Consider the following 16,853-nt stretch of genomic DNA (forward strand, 5'->3'; position numbering starts at 1 on the left):
AAGCCTGCGTTCGGCCAGCGTGGTTTAACGGGGCGCCTGAGATCAAAAGCAGATCAAGATCAAGATCAAGAGCGACTCGCTTCGCATCGTGGTTACGTTTGGGGGCTACAGAGTGGTGTAGATACCTATGCCCCGATAGTGGTGCATCAGTGACAGATACTGAGGCTGACACACTGCAATCGGGGGCAAGCCCCCTCCCACAGTTGGATCTCCGGTGTTTTCGAGTGCTTTGCTCAGAAGGCAAACGTCCCATCAAATACCGGCTTGTCATCCAGCGCCAACACCCCGCTGGCAAAGATCAGGTCCAGGTGGTGACTGCCTTTCTGCCCGCCGCCCAAGCCCAGATGCAACCCGCAATGGCGTTCTTCAAAGCCTGCATTGCGCGCGTACAAATCCTTCACGCCTTCATTGGTGCCGATGCCCAGTTCTTCCACGCGGCGGTTGGACGGGTTGGCATTGAGGTACTTGTTGAAGTCATCCACCAACCCCGGCACGTCGCTGGCCACGCTGCAGATGGTGGAGTTCTCGATCCACAGTTCCAGGGGTGACTCCAGCACGCCGTATTTACGCGCAAAGGGGATGGTGCTGAGGAACGTCCCGACAAACCGCACTTGCCCGTTGATAGCCTCGCTGTGGGTGGCGATCTCGCCCGGGGCCAGGTCGTGGTTGCCGACGCCGTTGATATTGGTCCACTTCTTGATGCTGCTCATGGGGGCTTCAAGGCGTGAGCCGTGCTTGTCGGTGAAGCTCAGCACGGTGGCCTCGGACATGCGCCGGATCAAGGTGGCGTTGAGGTCGGCTATGCGCTGCGGTTCGACGCTGAAGGTGTCGTAGAAGTAGTCACCATAATCCTTGAACAACAGCGACTTTTTCCAATGTTCGGCCATCACGCCCTGCAATGCGCGAATAAAATCCGGGCCTTCGGCTCGGGGGTTGGGCAGGGTCGAGGAATCGTAGAGAAACAGGTACAGGTCGCAGGCTTCGATGGCCTGGGCCAGGGTTTCACTGGCGCTCAGGTCCAGGCGCTGCACCTGGAAATTGAAACGGGCGGCGCAGCCGTGGGTGATTGCCTGGGCGATGGCGTCGTAGCGTTCGGTATGGCCCAGCAGTACGGTAGGGCGGCTCAGGCCTTGGAGGGCCGGGTGATGAGCGAGGTAGTAAAGAAAGTGTTCGACGGCGCGGGCCTTGTCCATGACGGGAGTCCTTCGGTGCCTTGGGTAAGGGGGCAGGTGCCGTGCACGGCACCTGCCGGATGCCTGCCGGGTATTAGAACGGCCACATCGCGGTGCCAAATGGCACAACGGCGTCGGCTTGCATCATTTCAACGGCGGCCTCATGGGTCGGCGCTTCAAACCAATCGTCGAGTTGCAGTTCGGTTTCCAGGTCTTTTTCCAGTGCTTGCATGGTGTATCTCCTAGAGGACGTTGTTTGAGAACGGCTTGCCAACGGGCTTCGCGGGCAAGTGCAGAGAACCTAGGAGAGAGTGTTTCAAAATGCAAAATATTTATTGACACGGTTTCATTTGGACTTTTTCTTCGGTTTTTTTGAAGAGATTTTTTATCGAGAAAAAACAGTTGATTGGCTGAACCGATTCTTCAGTCAGGTCTGACCGACAATTTTCCGTAGACCACCCCCTGAGCGTGGCCGTAAAGACAACGTTCCGCACTGTAACGTCAGGTTTACGACGATAGTCGCGTAACGCTGGGTAGAAAATCCCTGTAAGGAATACCTGACAGATTGCCGAGTGCGCGTTGGTGGTGCGTGCCGAACCTGTCGAGCGGTGTACAATGCGCCGCGTTTTACTGTGACCCCCCTTTGCGTAACCACGCAAAAGGCCAAGACCCCAGGGTTTACCTTCCCTGATCACTCCGCCTGGCCACGAGCCAGACGGGTTCGATTTCGTCACAGATAAAAACAAACAGGTGACGCATGACCGTTAGAAAGACGCTGTACTCCTGGTACCTGCGCTGGGGTTTGAGCGGCGCTGCTTGAGGCGGTAATTCAACGCAGCAACCTGCATTCAACATTCTCAAACCTTGCGTGAGACTCTTTTCATGAGTGGACCCCATTCCTCTTCAGGCGAGCTGAAACGCGGCCTGAAAAATCGGCATATCCAGTTGATCGCCCTCGGTGGCGCCATCGGCACCGGCCTGTTCCTCGGCTCGGCCGGTGTGCTCAAGTCCGCCGGCCCGTCGATGATCCTGGGCTATGCCATCTGCGGCTTTATCGCCTTCATGATCATGCGCCAACTCGGTGAAATGATCGTCGAAGAGCCGGTCGCCGGCTCCTTCAGCCATTTCGCCCATAAATACTGGGGCGGGTTTGCCGGCTTCCTGTCGGGCTGGAACTGCTGGATCCTGTACATCCTGGTGGGCATGTCGGAGCTGACGGCCGTCGGTAAATACGTGCACTTCTGGTGGCCGCAGATTCCGACCTGGGCCTCGGCGGCGGCCTTCTTCGTGCTGATCAACCTGATCAACCTGGCCAATGTCAAAGTCTTCGGTGAGGCCGAGTTCTGGTTTGCGATCATCAAGGTGGTGGCGATTGTCGGCATGATCGCCCTGGGCAGCTATCTGCTGGTCAGCGGCAGCGGCGGGCCGCAGGCTTCGGTGACCAACCTGTGGGAGCACGGCGGCTTTTTCCCCCATGGCGTGGGTGGGTTGGTGATGGCCATGGCGATCATCATGTTCTCCTTCGGCGGCCTGGAAATGCTCGGGTTTACCGCTGCCGAAGCCGACCAGCCACGCACGGTAATCCCCAAGGCCATCAATCAGGTGATCTACCGCATCCTGATTTTCTACATCGGTGCCCTGGTGGTGCTGTTGTCGCTGATCCCGTGGGACAGCCTGCTGGCCACCCTTAACGCCTCCGGCGATCCCTACAGTGGCAGCCCGTTCGTCCAGGTGTTCTCGATGCTGGGCAGTAAAACGGCCGCGCATATCCTCAACTTCGTGGTGTTGACCGCAGCGCTGTCGGTGTACAACAGCGGCACCTACTGCAACAGCCGCATGTTGCTGGGCATGGCCGAGCAGGGCGATGCACCCAGGGCCCTGGCGAAGATCGACAAGCGCGGCGTACCGGTGCGTTCGATCCTCGCGTCGGCGGCAGTGACCCTGGTGGCGGTGCTGATGAACTACTTCATCCCGCAGCATGCGCTGGAGTTGCTGATGTCCCTGGTGGTAGCCACGTTGGTGATCAACTGGGCGATGATCAGTTATTCCCACTTCAAGTTCCGCCAGCACATGGACCGTACCGGCCAGGTGCCGTTGTTCAAGGCGCTGTGGTATCCCTACGGCAACTTTATCTGCCTGGCGTTCGTGGTGTTTATCCTGGCGATCATGCTGATGATTCCGGGGATCCAGGTGTCGGTGTATGCGATCCCGGTGTGGGTGGCGTTCATGGGGGTGTGCTACTGGATCAAGAACAAGCGCAAGGCGCAAGCGGCCTTGAGCACAGCAAGGACGGTTCTGGAGTAGGACGGTTCCGGTAAATGGAAAACCCGGCCGTGTGCCGGGTTTTTTGTGGGCGCGGGCAGGTTAGACTCCACCCCCCGTTTTTATCGATCCTTGCCCGGAGGCCCTATGCAGCACACCGAGATTGACGGCGGCGCCCTGCAGCGCGACGCGCTGGAAGACCTGATCGAGCAGCACCGCAGCCCTTTGCGCTTGCTCGGCGTCGACCTGAGTGGTGCCGATCTGTCGCGCATGCAATTGGACCACTGGGTGTTTGAGCGGTGCATTCTGACCCAGACGTCCTTCCTCGGTTCGCGCCTGGAAGGCACGCAATGGAAAAGCTGCCGGGCCGGCCACGCCATCTTCGAGGCCGCGAACCTGTTGGAAGCGCAGTTCAGCAGTTGCGACCTGAACAACACGCGCTGGCAGCGCAGCAAGCTGTCCCAGGCGAATTTCACCCAGTGCAAGCTGACCGGCGCCAACTTCACCCATTGCGCGTCCCTCGGCCTGAGCTTCAGCGAAAGCCTGCTCAACAGCGCCTTTTTGTCCGGGTTGTCGTTTGCCCGAACCCTGCTTAACAACCTGGATTTTTCCGATAGCGATTTGTCGGATGCCGACTTTCGCAAGGCAGAGCTGGTGGATTGCAGCCTGGCCCATGCCCGTATCAACGGTGCCAATTTTGCCGGTGCCGACCTGCGTGGTGCAGATTTGAGCGGCTTTCGTCTCAATGATGCCAAACTGTTCAAAGGCGCCGTGATTTCCAAAGCCCAGGCGTCGATGTTGTTGTCTGAGTTGGGCTTGTCCGTTGCCTAGGGTTTTTGATTGATGCTGGTAATTTCCAACAATGTGCACCTGCCTGACGCCGAGATCGAACTGACCGCCATTCGCGCCCAGGGCGCCGGCGGGCAGAACGTCAACAAGGTGTCGAGTGCGGTGCACCTGCGCTTTGACATTCCGGCGTCGTCGTTGCCGCAGTTCTACAAGGAGCGCCTGCTGGCGCTGCGTGACAGCCGCATCACCAGCGAGGGCGTGCTGGTGCTCAAGGCCCAGCAATACCGGACCCAGGAACAGAACCGTGCGGATGCGCTGGAGCGTCTGGTGGAATTGATCCTCAGCGCCACCAAGGTCGAAAAGAAGCGCCGGCCGACCAAACCCACCCTGGGTTCAAAGAAGCGCCGGCTGGAGTCAAAAACCAAGCGCGGCAGCATCAAGGCCGGGCGTGGCAAGGTCGACTTTTAAGCGTCGCGAGACTCGCGGGCCTGAGGTGCCTGGCGATACAGATAGAGGCTCAGCAACAAGCCACCGCAGGCGGCGAGGGCGGCGAAGAGGAAGATCGACGCAAAGCCGAAACCTGCCGCGACGGCGCCGGCCAGTGGGCCGGTGATCCCCAGTGACAGGTCAATGAACAACGAATAAGCGCCCACCGCCGCACCACGGCTGGAGGCCGGCACCAGGTTGACGGCCTCAACCCCCAGCGCCGGAAACACCAGGGAAAAACCGAAGCCGCTCAAGGCCGCGCCGGCCAGCGCCCAGGGAGCATCCGGCGCCAGCCACAGCAACAGCAGCCCCAGTATCTCAACCGACAGGCAGGCGATTGCCACGCGGAAACCGCCGATCCGGTTGATCAGATTGCCGAACAGCAGGCGCGCGCCGATAAAACTGGCACCGAACAGGCTCAGTGCCCATACCGCGTTGTCCCAGTGCTGGGTGGTGTAATACAGGGTGATAAAGGTGGCAATGGTGCCAAAGCCGATGGAGCCCAGCGCCAATGCGCAACCGTGGGGCAGTACGCGGCCCAGCACATTCATGAACGGCAGGCGTACACCGGCCACAATCGGCGCCGCTTCTTTGTTCCACGCCAACAGCACGCCCACAAGCGCCAGCACAATGATGCTGACGCCCATGCTCCACAGGCCGAACCGGCTGACCAGCAGCACGCCCAGCGGTGCCCCGACGGCCAGCGCGCCATAGCTGGCGATGCCGTTCCACGAGATGACCTTGGCGGTATTCGCCGCACCGACACGCCCTATGCCCCAACCAATCGCCCCGGAACCCACCAGGCTTTCAGCGCTGCCCAGCACCAGTCGACCGATCAGCAGACAACCGAGACTGAAGGCCGGCAGGCTGGAAAAACCGGCGGCGAGCAACATGAACACGCCGCTCAAGCCGCAACCGACCAGACCGATGAGCACCGCGCGCTTACTGCCCAGGTTATCGATGATTTTGCCGGCATACGGACGGCTCAGCAGGGTCGCCAGGTATTGCACGCTGATCACCAGCCCGGCGATAACCGCGCCATAGCCCAGTTGGCTATGCACATAGCCCGGCAACACCGCCAGGGGGATGCCGATGTTCAGGTAGCCGATAAAGGTGAACAGCACGATGGAAACGACTTGCAGCGTGACCGCCATGGGTCGCTGGGTATCTGGCATGGGAGAGGTCCACTGTCGCAGCAGGTAAAGATAGGCTGCTAATGATACCGGTGGTTTGGCTCGCGCAGGGCGCTAAAGCGCAAAAACCTCAGCGCAGGAACGCTTCAGGCTTGCTCAGGGGCCAGCAATTGGGTGGTGACCAGGGCGGCCAGGGCGTTTTCCTGGGTGCCGAAGCGCTTGAGCAACACGGCTTGTTTGTCCGCGCTGAGGCGGTTCCAGACCTCGACCATCTGCAGGGCAGCGTCGAGTACGGCGGTATCCGGGGTATCGGTCATTTTTACGGGGGTCTCGAATGATTCAGGCAGTGTGGAAAGCGCTCAAAGCTGCGCTTTCCACACGGTCTGGTACGGCGTCAGTCCTGGCTTTCGCTGTCGACTGGTTTTGCTTCTTTGGCTTCGGGCCGTGTGTCGCTGGCCTGTTGCGGTGCTGGCTGCTCTGTAGGCTGCAGGCTTGGGAAGGGGAGATTAGGTATCTCGTGCATCGTCGTCGCTCCTCGCAAGGTCTGTTTCAATCGCAGGTGATTGCGCGCTCTCAAAAAGCCTTGGCAGGATACAGCACTATAAATGACAAATAGACTTTTATATCGACCGTGCCTAGAACGCCACTTTGCCCAGGATCATGTCGCGATACATCACAAAATCACCGAGCAGGCTGTAAAACGGGTGCTGGAAGGTGGCCGGACGGTTCTTCTCGAAGAAGAAATGGCCGATCCAGGCGAAGCTGTAGCCGGCGATCGGCACGGCCAGCAACAGGCCTGGCGAGCCTCGGCCGATGGCGTAGGCCAGGATGCCGATCACCAGTGTAGTGCCGATAAAATGCAGGCGCCGGCAGGTGCTGTTGCCGTGCTCCTCCAGGTAATACGGGTAAAACTCGGCGAAGCTGTTGAATCGCTTGACGTTTTCCACGGTGACAGGCCCTCTGATTGTTGTGCGGCCCAACAGATGTTCGGCGGGGAGCTTATTTGAGTCTAGAGTGATCAGTGGTGACAGCCAGTGACAATAGATGCCACTTTAGTATCCTTGGCCTCCTGGCTACCGTTTAAGCCTGCCAGCACAAGAAGACGCCATGAGCGAACGAACAACGTCTGCAAGCTGGGCGATGGGGATAGTCAAGGCCCTGGAAATGGACGGCCTGGATTGCCGGGCCCTGTTCAAGCAACTGGGATTGGACTATGCCGACCTCAGTAACCCCGACGCGCGTTTTGCGCAGGATGCCATGACCCGTTTATGGCAGCGCGCAGTGGAGTTGTCGGGCAACCCGGCCATTGGCCTGAACATGGGCAAAGTGGCGCGTCCGGCCTCGTTTCATGTCGCCGGTTATGCCTTGATGTCCAGCAACACCCTGGCCGACGGCTTCAGGCGCCTGGTACGTTACCAGCGCATCATCGCCGAAAGCGCCGACTTGAGTTTCCGCCTGCTCCCCGAGGGCTACGCGCTGATCCTGACGGTGCACGGCGATCACCTGCCGCCCACCCGACAAAGCGCCGAAGCCTCGCTGGCCAGTGCGTTGGCGCTGTGCGGCTGGCTCACAGGACGAACCCTGCAACCGCATAAAGTGATGCTGCAGGGCGATCAACCGGTCGATCTGGCGCCCTACAAAGAGGTGTTCCATGCGCCGCTGGAATTCAATGCGCCGTATGACGCGCTGATTTTCGAGCAGGCCGACATGGATGCGCCATTGCCTACGGCCAACGAGGCCATGGCGCAGTTGCACGATCGTTTTGCCGGTGAATACCTGGCGCGCTTTTCCGAAAGCCGTGTGACCCACAAGGCACGGCAGGTATTGTGCCGCCTGCTGCCCCAGGGCGAACCCAAGCGCGAAGTGGTGGCGCAGACGTTGCATCTGTCCCAGCGTACCTTGCAACGGCGTTTGCAGGAGGAGGGCACCAGCTTCCAGGCCCTGCTTGACGACACCCGCCGTGAGCTGGCCGAGCAATACCTGGCGCAGCCGAGCATGACCTTGCTGGAAATCGCCTACCTGTTGGGGTTCGCCGACCCCAGCAACTTCTTTCGCGCGTTTCGCCGCTGGTTCGACGCCACGCCCGGCGAATACCGGGCGCGGTTGCAGCATACGTCGACCGTCAGTGACGCCAGAACGCCGGAATACAGAGCACAAACACCGTAATGATTTCCAGCCGTCCCAACAGCATGCCCAGCGACAGAATCCACTTGGCCGCATCCGGCAGGCTGGCGAAGTTGCCGGCCGGGCCGATGGTTTCACCCAGGCCCGGGCCGACGCCGGATACGGTGCTGGCCGCGCCGGTCAGCGCGGTCATCCAGTCCAGGCCCAGCAGTGACAAGGCCAGCGCGATGGCACAAATGGTGATGGCGAAGAAAAACGAAAAGGTCAGGATCGACCGCACGATTTCCTCGTCGAGACGGTGACCGTTGTACTTCTGTTTGATCACCGCGCGCGGGTGAATCAACTGGTTCAGGTTGGCCTTGAGCAGGATATAGGCGACCTGGAAGCGGAAGATCTTGATCCCGCCGGCGGTAGAGCCCGAACAGCCGCCGATAAAGCCCAGGTAGAAGAACAGCATCAGTGAGAAGTTGCCCCAGAGGCTGTAGTCCCCCAGCGCAAAACCGGTGGTGGTCACCACCGAGGTGACGTTCAGCGCCACGTGGCGCAGGGCATCCAGCCAGTGCAGGTTGGTGGTCCACCAATACCAGGTGCCGAGCACCAGCCAGGTCACCACCAGCAAACCGAGCAAGCCCTGCACCTGCTGGTCCCTGAGCAGCGCGCGACGGTTGCCGCGCAAGGTCGCCACGTACAGGGTGAACGGCAGGCTGCCCAGGATCATCACCACCACCGCCACCCAGTGCACCGCCGGTTGCTTCCAGTGCGCCAGGGATTCATCGGAGGTGGAAAACCCGCCGGTGGAAATCGCCGACATGGCGTGGTTGATCGCATCGAACAGCCCCATCCCGGCCCACCAGAACGCCAGGCTGCCAAGGATGGTGATGCCCACATACGCCGCCACGATCAGCCGCGCGACCATATGAGAGCGCGGCATGACCTTTTCCGAACGGTCCGACGACTCGGTCTGGAACAGGCGCATGCCACCGATGCGCAGCAGCGGCAGGATCGCCACCGCCATGCCGATAAACCCGATACCGCCGAGCCAGTGCAACAGCGAACGCCACATCAGGATGCCCGGCGACATGTTGTCCAGCCCGCTCAACACCGTGGACCCGGTGGCCGTGATGCCGGACATGCTTTCAAAAAACGAGTCGGTGTAGCTGATGTGCTGAGTCAGCAGGAACGGCAGCGCGGCGAAGACGCACACCACCACCCAGCTTGTTACTGTAAGAAGGTACATGTCCCGGGGGCGCAGGTGCACATGCTCCGGGCGCCCGGGAATCACCAGGGCCAGGCCGGCGATAAAGGTGATCATGCTGGCCCACAGGAACGAGGGCAGGTCGCTGGTGCGTTCGAAGATCACCAGGGTGGCCATGGGCACGACCATGGCGATCGCAAGCGTGATCAGGAAGATGCCGATGATGAAACCGATGATGCGCAGGGTCGGCAACGCCATGAAATTCGCTCGGGTGGTGTGGGCAGAGGCGCCATTCTACCTGCGGTTGAGGTCTTGTAAACCAAGGGCTGGGGCAACATGTAGGAGGGGGCTTGCCCTGATACCGATCAGTTGGCGCAGAGCCCCTGTGGGAGGGGGCTTGCCCCCGATGGCGGCCTCAGAGCCGACCAGGATGTTGGATCGATCCCGGTCAAAATGTGGGAGGGGGCTTGCTCCCGATGGCGGCCTCTGGACCGACCAGGATGTTGGATCGATCCCGGTCCAAATGTGGGAGGGGGCTTGCTCCCGATGGCGGCCTCTGGGCCGACCAGAATGTTGGATCGATCCCGGTCCCATGTGGGAGGGGGCTTGCCCCCGATGGCGGTCTCAGGACCGACCAGGATGTTGGATCGATCCCGGTCCAAATGTGGGAGGGGGCTTGCCCCCGATGGCGGCCTCAGGACCGACTAGGATGTTGGATCGATCCCGGTCCAATGTGGGAGGGGGCTTGCTCCCGATGGCGGCCTCTGGGCCGACCAGGATGTTGGATCAGATCGCGTACATATCCGTTTCTGCGGTCATGGCCACTTAGGGTTCCGCCCTGACGGCGGGTCACTTTGGAAAAGCCCCAAAGTAACCAAAGGGCTCTTGCCCCACCACTCGGCACCTCGCTTGGGCTCGGTGTGCCCGAACGCAGGCTTGAATCCGTGGGCCGCCGCCACGCGCCATCCATGGCGCGGGGCGGCTAACCCGGCGTCCTGCCGGGTTACCCACGGATTCAAGCCTGCGTTCGGCCAGCGTGGTTTAACGGGGCGCCTGAGATCAAGATCAAAAGCCAGGTCAAGATCACGAGCGACTCGCTTCGCATCGTGGTTACGGATACCTATGCCCCGATAGCAGAGTGTCAGGCGGTCAATTCTTGGCTGATACACCGCTATCGGGGGCAAGCCCCCTCCCACAGGGGATCTGCGGTGTATGAAAAAGGCGACCCGAAGGTCGCCTCGTTCAGCTGCGCCTTGATCAGAACTCGTGATCGGCGCTGTCCGGGTTCAGGTCGCTGATGCCCAGCTTGCCTGCGGCGGCTTCGATCGAACCGGTCTGCTTGACCAGCGCAGCGATGGCGTCACGCACGATCTGGTTGCCTGCTTCGTTACCGGCTGCGATCAACTGGTCGTAGTGCTCGCCCTTGTCGGCGTGGTTGACCATCACCTGGATCTTCGCTTCGGTCGCCGCCAGGTCAGCCTTGAGGGCCGCATCGGCTGCCGGGTCGGCTTTGGCGACCAGGGACGAGAGGCTCGGGCCGGTCAGCTTGTTGCCGTCGACTCGGGTGTACTCGCCCAGGTAGACGTTGCGGATGCCTTTGGCGTCATAGAAGTGCGAGTAGTGGGTGTTGTCGCTGAAGCAGTCCTGCTCGTCTTCCGGCGAGTTGGCCTCCAGGGAGACCTTCATGCGTTCGCCGGCCAGCTCGCCAAGCGACAGGCTGCCCATGCCGAACAACATCTTGCGCAGGCCGTCGGTAGCCGGTTCCGACTCCAGGGTGGCGCGGTAGTTGTCTTCGACGTTGGGCTTCCAGTTGCCGACCATTTCCTGCAGGTCGCTGACCAGCAGTTGGGTCACGGCGCGCAGGTAGGTACGACGACGCTCGTTATGGCCGCCGGTTGCACCGTCACCGGTCATGTAGTCCGAGGCCGGACGGTTGCCCGCGCCTGGGCCGGTGCCGTTGAGGTCCTGGCCCCAGAGCAGGAACTCGATGGCGTGATAGCCGGTGGCGACGTTCGCTTCGGAGCCGCCCAGCTCATTGAGGCTGGCGAGTTTTTCCGGGGTGATCTCCTTGACGTCGACCTTGTCTTCGCCGACCTGGATTTCGTTGTTGGCGATGATATTGGCGCTGGCGCCCGGGTTACCCAGTGCGTGTTCGTAGGATTTGTCGACGTAGTCGATCAGCCCCTCGTCCAGGGGCCAGGCGTTCACCTGGCCTTCCCAGTCGTCGATGATGGTGTTGCCGAAGCGGAACACTTCACTCTGCAGGTAAGGCACGCGCGCGGCGATCCAGGCGGTACGGGCTGCCTTGAGCGTGTCGTCGTTGGGGTTGGCCAGGAAGGTGTCGATGGCGGTCTGCAGGGTTTTCGCGGTGGACTCGGCGTCGCTGTACACCGCAAACACCATGTCGGCGTAATGCGCGACCACGGCCTTGGCGGCCGCTTCGTCGACCTGGCCTGCAGGCGTGGCAGCCGCTGGAGCGGTAGTGCTGGCAGCGGCAGGCGCCTGAGGCGCGGCGGCCTTGTCTTTACCTTCGCCGCAACCGGCGAGAGAAATAGCAATGGCCAGCAGACTGGCGGTGGCCAGGGGCATACGAATCATGGCGAACATCCTGCTTCGGTTGTTGATGGGGCGCGCGGGGGCGCAAAAGCTGCGACATAATGCGAAAGATTTGCATTTTGTGTAAAGGCTTATACGCGGGAAATATTTGGTATCGTTCTGCCCGCTCAAAGAATCGCCGCGTTATCGCGTTCCGATTGCTTCAGGAAAGCCGCCAACTCCCGGGCCTGCAGCGGTTTGCTGTAGTGGTAGCCCTGGCCTTCATGGCAACCCTCGGAGATGATGTAGGCCTCTTGCTCGGCGGTCTCTACGCCCTCGGCAATCACCTGCATGCCCAGGCTTTTGCCCAGTTGGATGATCGCTCGCACGATGGTCGCGTCGTCGTCATCGTCCAGCAGGTCCTGGACGAAGCTCTTGTCGATCTTGATCTTGTCCAGCGGCAGGCTTTTGAGGTAGCTCAGGGATGAGTAACCGGTGCCGAAGTCATCGATGGCGATCAGCGCCCCCGAACGGCGCAGGCTCAACAGGTGCTGGGCGGCGGTGCTGATGTCTTCCATCAGGCCGGTTTCGGTGACTTCCAGTTCCAGGCTGCGCGGCGGCAGGCGGTAAATCTGCATCAGGTTGTTGACCACCCGCGGCAACTCGGTGTGGTGCAGTTGCACCGTGGACAGGTTGACCGCCATGCGCAGTTCGGTGAAGCCCAGGTCATGCCATTCGCGCAGTTGGCGGCACGCCTGATCCAGCACCCATTCACCGATGGGAATGATGGTGCCGTTCTGTTCCGCCAACGGGATGAACAGGTCCGGTGGAACCAGGCCGTGTTCCGGGTGCTGCCAGCGAATCAGCGCTTCGACACCGACCACGCGGTGATCGCGGTAACTGATCTGCGGTTGATACACCAGGTGAAACTGGTCACGGCTCAGGGCATCGCGCAGGTCTTTCTCCAGCTCGCGGCGCCGACGCATTTCGCTGTCGACGCTGGCGATGTAGAACTGGTAGCGATTGCGCGAGCGGCTTTTGGCCAGGGTCATGGTCTGTTCGGCTTTCTGCAGCAGTTTCTCCGTGCTGTCGCCATCTTCCGGGAACAGGGTGATGCCGATGGTGGCGCGCAGGCGAATCTGGTCCTGATCCAGGGCAAACTCCGCTTCCAGGTCATCCAGGATACTTTGCGCAAGTTCCGCCGCTTCGTAGGGCTGGTCGATATCGGCTTGCACCAGGGCGAACTGGTCGCCCCCCAGGCGGGCGAGCGCGCCCAGGCGCCCACTGTGGGCGCGCAAACGATCGGCCAGGGCCAGCAGCAACTTATCGCCATTCTGATAGGTGAACTGCTCGTTGACGCTCTTGAAGTCATCCAGCCCCACGCACAACACCGCTACGCGACGCTGGCGCCGGCCGGCATCGGTCAGGATCCGGTCCAATTGCTCCTGCAGCTTCTGCCGGTTCGGCAGGCCGGTGAGAAAATCATACTGGGCCATGCGCAACAGGCTGGACTCGGCCTCGTGGCGCAGGTGGGTATTGCGTTCGATGGATTCGAGCAACTGGTTGGCGGTGTTTATCCACAGCCCCAACTCGTCGCGCTCGTGGCCCTTGATCTGCGGGATCTTGTGCTCGCTGGGCCGGTCCGGGTTGATCGACGTCAAGTGCCCGATAATCCGCGAAAGCGGTTTGGTCAGCAGCCAGTGATACACCAGGTACAGCACCAGCCCCATGGCCAGGGCGCGCAGCACCCCGGAAATAAAGATGATCACCGAACTGACCAGGAAGCCTTCGCCGTAGGTGGCGGTGTCGAGGGTAATGCTCAGGTCGCCGTAATACTCGCTGTAGGGGCCCTTGCCTACCAGTGGGGTGGTAAAGGTGCGTTCCTGCCCAAGAATCAGGTCGGTCAACCAGCGGCTGGAAGAAGGCTGCAAGGTGCGGCTTTTTTCCGCGAGCATGGTCTCGTTGGGGTGACCGATGGATGCGATGCGTACGGCGTCATCCTGAAACAGGCCTTCGATCACCTGCATGCCCATTTCGCGGTCCAGGCTGTAGACGGCCTGGGTCGAGGGATCGCGAAACATGTCGAGGATACGTTGGGCATCGCCGGCTACGGCCTGGCGCGTCTTGTAGGCATCGAAAACGATCTGCGCCACGCTCAGCGCCACGCCCACGATCAGTGCCGAGAGCAAGACAACCCGTAGCAACTTCACCGACAAGCTGTTTTTGAGTTCCAGCTTCAAAGGGGCATTCCTTGTCTCATGCGGGTGGCCTTCAATATGCCATGAGTATTGGCAATCTGGGGAGGGCAGTCAAAGGAACATTGGAGCGCCAGGCACCTTTAAGGCTGGAGGGGAGAAAAAACCAAAAAAAACGGCGGATGTGCTCCGCCGTCTGACTGTTCGACCAGGATGCCGCATGCCAACGTGGCTGGCATCGCGGGCGCAGTTGTCAACTCACTGAAAAGTCGATCTTTGGCGGCGCCGGTGGCATGTTGTCCTCGCCGGGGCGTTCTGGTGCTTTCGCGCCACCGTCATCACCGCCGCCGCCTGCACCACCGGCAAGACCTTTCATGAGGCCGCTGATGAGTTGCATCGCCATCTGCCCGCCTGCTTTTCCGATTTCTTCCATCTTTTTTCTCCAGAAGAGCGCGAGAGGGTTATTCCTCTCACTCACTGCGTGGCAATTTCTCTTCTGCGAGTTCCACCACGACCAGTAGCTTGCTGCTTGTTAGCGCCCATGAAAAAGCCCGGCAATGGCCGGGCTTTTTCTACTGCAAGCGTTGCTTAGGCAGTGAAGGTCTTGCCTTCGAACTGCTCAGCCACGAACTTCCAGTTGACCAGGTTCCAGAACGCTTCCACATACTTTGGACGCACGTTGCGGTAGTCGATGTAGTAGGCGTGTTCCCAGACATCGCAGGTCAGCAGCGGGGTGTCGCCGTTGGTCAGCGGGTTGCCGGCGCCGATGGTGCTGGCCAGGGCCAGGGAACCGTCAGCCTTTTTCACCAGCCAGCCCCAGCCGGAACCGAAGGTGCCGACCGACGTCTTGGTGAACTCTTCCTTGAACTTGTCGAACGAACCGAACGCAGCGTTGATGGCTTCAGCCAGAGCGCCGGTAGGTTGGCCGCCGGCGTTTGGCGCCAGGCAGTTCCAGTAGAAGGTGTGGTTCCAGACCTGAGCGGCGTTGTTGAAGATACCGCCCGAAGAAGACTTGACGATTTCTTCCAGGGTCTTGCCTTCGAACTCGGTGCCTGGCACCAGGTTGTTCAGGTTCACGACATAGGTGTTGTGGTGCTTGTCGTGGTGATACTCCAGGGTTTCCTTGGAGATGTGCGGCTGCAGGGCATCGTGTGCGTAGGGCAGCGGCGGCAATTCGAAAGCCATGATGATTCTCCTAATCAGGTCAGTTGCGGTGAGCGCAAGGCCGATCACGGGCGGCCAAACAAGCGCCGGCGAGTCTGTACTCTTTGCGGCGCAAGTCCGGGATCATAGCACCGGGGGTGCGGCAAAACCACGCAACAACTGTGTGGGATAGAGGTTCCAGAGCCTTTTGGAATAAGTTCATGGCGCGCTGATTAATTGGTAGGCCACGCTGAACATCATCACGGCCACCAGCAGGTCGAGCAGACGCCAGGTAGCCGGGCGCGCCAGCCACGGCGCCAACCACGCTGCGCCAAGGGCGAGGGTGGTAAACCACAGGAACGACGCACTGGCCGCGCCGGCCACGTAGGCCCCGGGCTCCGTCTGTTGTGCGCCCAGTGAGCCGATCAGCAGCACGGTGTCCAGATAGACATGGGGATTGAGCAGGGTCACCGCCAGCGCGCTCAACAGCACGGCGCGCAATGAGCGGGTCTTGAGGCTGGCGTCCTGATCCAGACGTTGCGTCGAACAGGCCCTGCGCAGCGCGCACGCGCCGTACCACAGCAGAAACGCCGCGCCGCCCCAGCGCGCCACCCCAAGCAGTATCGGACTCTGCGCCAGCACGGTGGCCAAGCCGAATACCCCGGCCGCCACCAGCAGCGAATCGCAGATCACACACAGGGCGGCGACCGGCAAGTGATGTTCGCGGCGCAGGCTTTGCGCCAGGACGAACGCATTCTGCGTGCCGATTGCCATGATCAGTCCCAGGGCCACCAGCAACCCGTTCATATAGCTTTGCCACATAGCGCCAATCCTCAAGTCATGCTCAAACGATGCTGGCTAGGGTGGCGGTCGAGCCTGTATAAGAAAAACCAATATTGCTGATCGCTCATTAGGAAAACTGATGTTCGACTATAAATTGCTTTCCGCTTTGGCGGCCGTGGTGGAGCAGGCCGGCTTCGAGCGCGGCGCACAGGTGCTGGGGCTGTCGCAGTCGGCCGTGTCCCAGCGCATCAAGTTGCTGGAGGCGCGCGTCGGCCAGCCGGTACTGGTGCGGGCCACGCCGCCGACCCCCACCGATATTGGCCGACGCCTGCTCAACCATGTGCAGCAGGTGCGCCTGCTGGAGCGCGACCTGCAAAGCCAGGTGCCGGCGTTGGACGAAGAGGGCATGCCCGAGCGCCTGCGCATCGCGCTGAATGCCGACAGCCTCGCCACCTGGTGGGCGCTGGCGGTCAGCGATTTCTGCAGCGAACAGCACCTGCTGCTGGACCTGGTGGTGGAAGACCAGACCGTGGGCCTCAAACGCATGCGTGCCGGTGAAGTGGCGGCCTGTATCTGCGCCAGCGAGCGCCCGGTTGCCGGCGCCCGCAGCCTGGCCCTTGGCGCCATGCGTTACCGCGCATTGGCCAGCCCCGCGTTTATAACGCGGCACTTCCCGGCCGGGGTACAGGCCGACCAATTGGCCGGTACGCCGGCACTGGTGTTCGGTCCGGATGATTTCCTGCAACACCGTTACCTGGCTTCGCTGGGGGTGACCGGCGGTTTCGAGCACCATTTATGCCCGTCATCCGAAGGCTTCATCCGCCTGATGGAAGCTGGCCTCGGCTGGGGCCTGGTGCCTGAATTGCAGGTGCGCGACGCGCTGGAAAAAGGCCTGCTGGTCGAATTACTGCCAGATAAGCCCATTGATGTGCCGCTGTACTGGCATCATTGGCGCAGTGGCGGGCACCTGTTGGGCCTGTTGACCGAGCATCTGGCCCGGGTCTGTGGGCAATGGTTGGTGCCGTTGAAGTGATGG

At 61.0% G+C, this 16,853-nt stretch carries 16 protein-coding genes; 5 read left to right on the forward strand and 11 right to left on the reverse strand.

What is annotated here, in order from left to right:
- Positions 1–233: 233 nt before the first annotated feature.
- Together BFP90_RS08145 and BFP90_RS28775 are read right to left on the reverse strand one after the other, a co-directional pair.
- Positions 234–1,193 carry a leucyl aminopeptidase gene (locus BFP90_RS08145; protein WP_065896414.1) on the reverse strand — a complete coding sequence of 320 codons (960 nt, stop codon included), beginning with the start codon at positions 1,191–1,193 and terminating at the stop codon, positions 234–236.
- A 73-nt stretch (positions 1,194–1,266) separates the two neighbouring features.
- Positions 1,267–1,404: a hypothetical protein gene (locus BFP90_RS28775; RefSeq protein ID WP_003237751.1), complete on the reverse strand. Its 138-nt coding sequence runs from the start codon at positions 1,402–1,404 to the stop codon at positions 1,267–1,269.
- Positions 1,405–2,054: 650 nt separating this feature from the next.
- Here BFP90_RS28775 and BFP90_RS08150 point away from each other — a divergent pair.
- The 3 genes from BFP90_RS08150 (at position 2,055) to arfB (ending at position 4,691) form a co-directional block, all read left to right on the forward strand.
- Positions 2,055–3,476, forward strand: a complete 1,422-nt coding sequence (locus BFP90_RS08150; RefSeq protein WP_065896415.1) for an amino acid permease — start codon at positions 2,055–2,057, stop codon at positions 3,474–3,476.
- Positions 3,477–3,581: 105 nt separating this feature from the next.
- Positions 3,582–4,265, forward strand: coding sequence for a pentapeptide repeat-containing protein (locus BFP90_RS08155; RefSeq protein WP_065896416.1), 684 nt, complete (start codon positions 3,582–3,584; stop codon positions 4,263–4,265).
- Positions 4,266–4,277: 12 nt separating this feature from the next.
- On the forward strand, positions 4,278–4,691 hold the full coding sequence (gene arfB / locus BFP90_RS08160; protein ID WP_065895053.1) for an alternative ribosome rescue aminoacyl-tRNA hydrolase ArfB: 414 nt from the start codon (positions 4,278–4,280) through the stop codon (positions 4,689–4,691).
- Here the strand turns inward: arfB and BFP90_RS08165 are convergent.
- The 3 genes from BFP90_RS08165 to BFP90_RS08170 form a co-directional block, all read right to left on the reverse strand.
- Positions 4,688–5,884, reverse strand: a complete 1,197-nt coding sequence (locus BFP90_RS08165) for an MFS transporter (protein WP_065895052.1) — start codon at positions 5,882–5,884, stop codon at positions 4,688–4,690. The two genes, arfB and BFP90_RS08165, sit on opposite strands and share 4 nt — an antisense overlap.
- 104 nt (positions 5,885–5,988) lie before the next feature.
- Entirely contained in the window at positions 5,989–6,159 is a 171-nt protein-coding gene (locus BFP90_RS28780; RefSeq protein ID WP_163001606.1) for a hypothetical protein, read from the reverse strand.
- 318 nt (positions 6,160–6,477) lie between these two features.
- Positions 6,478–6,789 carry a DUF962 domain-containing protein gene (locus tag BFP90_RS08170; protein WP_065895051.1) on the reverse strand — a complete coding sequence of 104 codons (312 nt, stop codon included), beginning with the start codon at positions 6,787–6,789 and terminating at the stop codon, positions 6,478–6,480.
- A 160-nt stretch (positions 6,790–6,949) separates the two neighbouring features.
- Between BFP90_RS08170 and BFP90_RS08175 the strand changes: the two genes are divergently transcribed.
- Entirely contained in the window at positions 6,950–8,008 is a 1,059-nt protein-coding gene (locus BFP90_RS08175; protein ID WP_065896417.1) for an AraC family transcriptional regulator, read from the forward strand.
- Here the strand turns inward: BFP90_RS08175 and BFP90_RS08180 are convergent.
- The 6 genes from BFP90_RS08180 to BFP90_RS08205 form a co-directional block, all read right to left on the reverse strand.
- Positions 7,965–9,419 (reverse strand): TrkH family potassium uptake protein, encoded by a 1,455-nt coding sequence (locus BFP90_RS08180; RefSeq protein ID WP_065887653.1) that lies wholly within the window; start codon positions 9,417–9,419, stop codon positions 7,965–7,967. The genes BFP90_RS08175 and BFP90_RS08180 overlap by 44 nt on opposite strands.
- A gap of 999 nt (positions 9,420–10,418) precedes the next feature.
- The gene (locus BFP90_RS08185) at positions 10,419–11,759 is read right to left on the reverse strand and encodes an imelysin family protein (RefSeq protein WP_065896418.1); all 1,341 of its coding nucleotides are present in this window, start codon (positions 11,757–11,759) and stop codon (positions 10,419–10,421) included.
- A gap of 125 nt (positions 11,760–11,884) precedes the next feature.
- Positions 11,885–13,936: a putative bifunctional diguanylate cyclase/phosphodiesterase gene (locus tag BFP90_RS08190; protein WP_065887660.1), complete on the reverse strand. Its 2,052-nt coding sequence runs from the start codon at positions 13,934–13,936 to the stop codon at positions 11,885–11,887.
- A 208-nt stretch (positions 13,937–14,144) separates the two neighbouring features.
- Complete coding sequence (locus tag BFP90_RS08195) at positions 14,145–14,324, reverse strand: hypothetical protein (protein ID WP_065895047.1); 180 nt, start codon at positions 14,322–14,324, stop codon at positions 14,145–14,147.
- A gap of 155 nt (positions 14,325–14,479) precedes the next feature.
- A complete protein-coding gene (locus tag BFP90_RS08200) occupies positions 14,480–15,076 on the reverse strand; it encodes a superoxide dismutase (RefSeq protein WP_003175739.1) in 597 nt (198 codons plus the stop codon).
- A 177-nt stretch (positions 15,077–15,253) separates the two neighbouring features.
- Complete coding sequence (locus BFP90_RS08205) at positions 15,254–15,856, reverse strand: LysE/ArgO family amino acid transporter (protein WP_065896419.1); 603 nt, start codon at positions 15,854–15,856, stop codon at positions 15,254–15,256.
- A gap of 100 nt (positions 15,857–15,956) precedes the next feature.
- On the opposite strand from BFP90_RS08205, the gene BFP90_RS08210 reads away from it, so the two are divergent.
- Entirely contained in the window at positions 15,957–16,850 is an 894-nt protein-coding gene (locus BFP90_RS08210) for a LysR family transcriptional regulator ArgP (RefSeq protein ID WP_065895045.1), read from the forward strand.
- The last annotated feature ends 3 nt before the right edge of the window (positions 16,851–16,853 follow it).

The sequence above is a fragment of the Pseudomonas sp. 24 E 13 genome (genome assembly GCF_900004715.1).
GTDB classification, from domain to species: domain Bacteria; phylum Pseudomonadota; class Gammaproteobacteria; order Pseudomonadales; family Pseudomonadaceae; genus Aquipseudomonas; species Aquipseudomonas orientalis_A.

Excerpts from the sequence above, each read along its gene's own strand:
- BFP90_RS08145 (WP_065896414.1), bottom strand. The coding sequence starts at position 1,193 with ATGGACAAGGCCCGCGCCGTCGAACACTTTCTTTACTACCTCGCTCAT.
- BFP90_RS08195 (WP_065895047.1), bottom strand. The coding sequence starts at position 14,324 with ATGGAAGAAATCGGAAAAGCAGGCGGGCAGATGGCGATGCAACTCATC.
- BFP90_RS08150 (WP_065896415.1), top strand. The coding sequence starts at position 2,055 with ATGAGTGGACCCCATTCCTCTTCAGGCGAGCTGAAACGCGGCCTGAAA.
- arfB (WP_065895053.1), top strand. The coding sequence starts at position 4,278 with ATGCTGGTAATTTCCAACAATGTGCACCTGCCTGACGCCGAGATCGAA.
- BFP90_RS08200 (WP_003175739.1), bottom strand. The coding sequence starts at position 15,076 with ATGGCTTTCGAATTGCCGCCGCTGCCCTACGCACACGATGCCCTGCAG.
- BFP90_RS08165 (WP_065895052.1), bottom strand. The coding sequence starts at position 5,884 with ATGCCAGATACCCAGCGACCCATGGCGGTCACGCTGCAAGTCGTTTCC.
- BFP90_RS28780 (WP_163001606.1), bottom strand. The coding sequence starts at position 6,159 with ATGACCGATACCCCGGATACCGCCGTACTCGACGCTGCCCTGCAGATG.
- BFP90_RS28775 (WP_003237751.1), bottom strand. The coding sequence starts at position 1,404 with ATGCAAGCACTGGAAAAAGACCTGGAAACCGAACTGCAACTCGACGAT.
- BFP90_RS08180 (WP_065887653.1), bottom strand. The coding sequence starts at position 9,419 with ATGGCGTTGCCGACCCTGCGCATCATCGGTTTCATCATCGGCATCTTC.
- BFP90_RS08175 (WP_065896417.1), top strand. The coding sequence starts at position 6,950 with ATGAGCGAACGAACAACGTCTGCAAGCTGGGCGATGGGGATAGTCAAG.
- BFP90_RS08205 (WP_065896419.1), bottom strand. The coding sequence starts at position 15,856 with ATGTGGCAAAGCTATATGAACGGGTTGCTGGTGGCCCTGGGACTGATC.
- BFP90_RS08210 (WP_065895045.1), top strand. The coding sequence starts at position 15,957 with ATGTTCGACTATAAATTGCTTTCCGCTTTGGCGGCCGTGGTGGAGCAG.
- BFP90_RS08185 (WP_065896418.1), bottom strand. The coding sequence starts at position 11,759 with ATGATTCGTATGCCCCTGGCCACCGCCAGTCTGCTGGCCATTGCTATT.
- BFP90_RS08155 (WP_065896416.1), top strand. The coding sequence starts at position 3,582 with ATGCAGCACACCGAGATTGACGGCGGCGCCCTGCAGCGCGACGCGCTG.